Annotated in this window: 4 protein-coding genes; all 4 read right to left on the reverse strand. The window is 66.1% G+C overall.

The features are described from left to right. Positions 1-371, reverse strand: a 371-nt coding sequence (locus tag K2X24_RS23790; RefSeq protein WP_292501777.1) for a hypothetical protein, incomplete at its 3' end; no start/stop codon positions are given. Then, positions 371-643, reverse strand: coding sequence for a hypothetical protein (locus K2X24_RS23795; RefSeq protein ID WP_238282303.1), 273 nt, complete (start codon positions 641-643; stop codon positions 371-373). The genes K2X24_RS23795 and K2X24_RS23790, both read right to left, overlap by 1 nt. A 2-nt stretch (positions 644-645) precedes the next feature. Beyond that, a complete protein-coding gene (locus tag K2X24_RS23800) occupies positions 646-1,332 on the reverse strand; it encodes a lysozyme (RefSeq protein ID WP_292501781.1) in 687 nt (228 codons plus the stop codon). Between the two features lie 196 nt (positions 1,333-1,528). Beyond that, positions 1,529-3,643 (reverse strand): hypothetical protein, encoded by a 2,115-nt coding sequence (locus K2X24_RS23805; protein WP_292501783.1) that lies wholly within the window; start codon positions 3,641-3,643, stop codon positions 1,529-1,531. Positions 3,644-3,783: the final 140 nt, after the last annotated feature.

A 3,783-nucleotide genomic window follows, 5' to 3' on the forward strand; every position in this document is an offset into this window, starting at 1 on the left:
GCGACCCCGGCCACGCCGATGACGGAGAGCACGATGTACCGCTCCATCTCGTCGTAGGGCGGGGGCAGCTTCGCGACCCTCCAGTTGAATAGGAAGGTCGAGTCGAGGACGATCGCGCCGAAGTGGAGCATGCAGAGCCCGAACGCGGTCGGGATCATCCAGGCCGTCCAGGGCGAGAGGTGCTGTTCGGCGCGCTCCTGCGCGATGACCTTGCGCTCCTCGACGTAGGCCAGGAGCTGCGCCTGGGCGACGGTGGTGTCACCCGTCACGTTCTGGCTGTTGGTCAGGACCGTGTTGTCGGAGCGCTTGCCAAGGTAGTCGAGCAGCTTACCGGCGATGCCCGGCAGGCCGAGGATGAGCGAGGCCCACATCAGCGCTGGTCCCGGCCGGCGTCCTGGCCCGCCTGGCGTGCGCCATCGCGAGCTGCAGCCCGGACGCTGTTCATCACCGGGATGGAGACGAGGCGGAGCAGGCCGAGCCCGGCGCCGATCTTCGCGCCGTAGCCCTCGTAGCCGGCCGGCAGCACGCTGGCCCAGTCGAAGCCGACCAGCGCGTTGAGGACGTCGGGCGCCGCGAACAGCACGGCCAGCAGGATCATCCGGAACCCGACGAGGCGGGCGTTGAGGCGGGCGAGCACGGTCATGGTCAGGCTGCCTTTCGCGAGAGGGCGGCGTGCAGCCGGGCCCAGAAGCCAAGCGGCGCCGGGGAGGGCGCAGAAGAAAGCCCGCCGGTGGGGGCGGGCTGGGTGGAGACCTTAGGAGGGGAGATCGGAGCGCTAGGAAGGAACTTCCCCGTCATCGGAGCGAGCGGATCCGGCGCAGGCGTCGCCGCTGGCTTGGCCACCGCCGGCGCCGCGATCGGGGTGCGATCCGTGCGCCGCGCCTTCGGCAGGGCCTTGGCGTAGGGCGTGAGGAACTGGTCGGCCTCGGCCTGCCGGCGCGGGATGATCTCGGCCGGCTTCTTCCAGAGCAGGATAGCGTCGGCGCAGCCCTTCGGGTCGCCGGCCATGAACTTGCGCAGGAAGGTCGAGCCCTGGAAGGCGCCCGGGCCGATGTTGAAGACGATCGACACGAAGGCATCGAACTGGTGCTGCGCGATGGGCTTGTCGCCGATCGCGGCCTTCACGTACCCCGCATATTTCAGGAAGGCGCGAGCGTTCAGGTCGTCGGCTTGCGCCTCCGTGATCCGCAGGCCGGGCGTGACCTTGATGAGACCCGAGGCGGTGGTGACGCCGCACGCGATCGTCCAGACGCCGACGCTGTCTCGGTAGGCCTCCAGGCGGCAGCCTTCGCGCTTCTCCAGGGCCTCGCGGCCGATGGGGGAGAGATCCATATCGGGGCATCCCTGCAAGAGGTAGAGGCTGCACAGCGCGGCCAGGAAGGGCGGCATGTCAGCCGCGCGGGGCGGTTCGCGCCCAGGCGTCGGAGGGGATCATCGCGAGCCCCTCCGGGCATGAAAAAAACCGCCCGGAGGCGGTTGTGCGGACGGATAAGTGGCAAGGTTGCAGGACCGGAGGCGTGACCGGAGCCTACAAATTATAACCGTTGTTGAGCGGCGTGACGCGGAGGAACGTGGCGGTTCGACCGTTCAGAATGCTGGCTCCGACATCTGCGTAGACCTGGATCTCGATACGATCGAAGGGCGACAGATCAAGCTCCGCTGAGGCCGTCCGTTTGATGCTTAGCACTGAAGATGCGGAGTCCAAGAAGAGGTCTCGATATGGAGTTCCGTTGAGCACGATGCGGGCCCCGATCTGGCCGGGCGTGGCGGCGTTCGGGGCGATGTGCAGGCCGATGTCGATGCGATAGCGTCCATACTGGGACACCTGCCAGAATTTCTGAGCGGGATCGTATTCGCCGCCTAGATCGGTAAGCTCAAGATTGTAATTCACATAGGTGAAGGCGCCCGCCGGAATGGCCTGAGCATCGACCATTCCAACTTCGACTTTGGTGTGTGGAAAAACGTCGGGCAGGCACGAGATCAGGTCGCTGTTGTCGACGCCGGAGATCGCGTAGGCGCCCACGTTCGTCTCAATGCGGTTGCGATACGTCTCGCTGCAGCGGACCGTGTAATCCTTCGTCTCGAAACGCCCATAGCGGGTGCGAGAGAGCGCGAAATCACCGTCCGGGTGCGCCACGCTCGGAAACACACGGCGCGGATTGCGTACGGAGACGTCGAGCACGCGGTTCACATCGTCGTTCCCGACGACGCCAACCGTCTTGATCACGCCGCGGCCGCCTTCGATCGTGGGTGTATCGATCGTGAGGCCACGGCAGATGGAGCGCCCGGTAGACCGCGCCAGGAAAGCATGCTCCGAGCAGAACGCCGCGCTCGGATTGGTGAAGACGAGGCCGTTGCAGTCGACGAGCTCGAAGCCGTTGCAAGGCGCCATCTTGTTGCCGCCGAAGTTCCCCGGGAAGCAGCCGAAAGCCTTCGTTAGGATGAACGCACCCTCGTTGAGGGACTCGATGTGGTAGAGGGACGCGTAGCCGGTCGGGTCGGAGTGCGCGGCCAGGGTGTTCAGCATGAACACGCCCTGGCTGTAGATGTCCGTCGGCCCGAACACGGGATCTGGAACGATCACGTAGGCGTGGTCTCCGGGGGCAACGTTCTCGACGAACGTGTCCGCGATGGTCCAGCAATCGTAGGGCTTCCAGGCTTTGATGCCCGCCCCGGTGAAGCCGAGCATGTCGAGGCGGATACCCCGCACCCCGGAGCCGACGTTCGAATACCCGACGATCTTTTGCCGAAACTCGATGGCGGGCACGCCCTGGCCGAGGTTGCGTCGGAGCAGGAAGTTGGCCGCGCCCATCGCGCTGCTTTGGAGCTGCGTCGCGACCTGATTGAACGAGATCGTGTCGGAGATATTGTAGACGCCGGACGGGAGGCGAGCGTCACAACCCACACCGTTGAAGGCATGCCCCTTTTCGCCGAGCGACGCGGCAAAGCGCCGGAGCCCCTCCGTCACGTCGGTCGTGCTGGTGCCGCCCTCGATCGCGTCGTGATAGCTCGATGGGATGAAGTCGAACGCGGTCGGACCGCGCCACCGCTCACGTCGGAGGAGGGTGAGCATTGTCGCCAGACGGGATGTGTTGTCGCTGGGATCCGGGTTGGGGGCCGTCGGCGCGCCCTCAAACTCAGGCGAGTGCTTCAACGCGCGCGCGGCAAGGGCCGCGGCGATCGGGCCGGTATCCACCTTCTGCGCATCGGACGTGTTGTCGATGCCCGAGAGCGCGTCCGTTCGCCAGGTCCGACCGACGGCATCGTAAGTGACCCAGGCGAACCGGTCGGCCTTCACCTGCGCGGCGAGAAGGCGGATGCCGTCCATATCGCAAAGCGGCTTGGGGCCGGTGCCATCGACGTTGAGCGTGGCGAGCCCGGTGTTGGCCTGATGGAAGCGAATGAGCAGCGAAAGGCCCGCCTTGAGCCTGCGCGTACCGGATGCCGTCTCGACTTCGTAGGCGTTCGCTTCACCGGTCGACGTGAGCCCTCCGCCCTGATCGGCGGCGAGCGCCGCAACTCCCGCCATCAACCCCTGAAGCGACTCGGGGAACGAGCGTGCGGACGCGCCCTTTCTGGCCTGAATGGCGGGATCGGCGATCGCATTTTCTTCTGCGATCGGCGACCAATCGAAAGCGCCCATGAAGAGGCTCCGTGTGTGAGAATGAGAACGCAGCGTCAGACCTTGATGGCGAAGGTCACGACCAGGCCGGGCGGGATGTTCGAGTGGCCCTGGCCGCCGCCGGCCGGGCTGAGGTCCAGCGAATGGGTGTGGTCGCCCGC

The sequence above is a fragment of the Methylobacterium sp. genome, from assembly GCF_019750675.1.
In the GTDB taxonomy this organism is placed as follows: domain Bacteria; phylum Pseudomonadota; class Alphaproteobacteria; order Rhizobiales; family Beijerinckiaceae; genus Methylobacterium.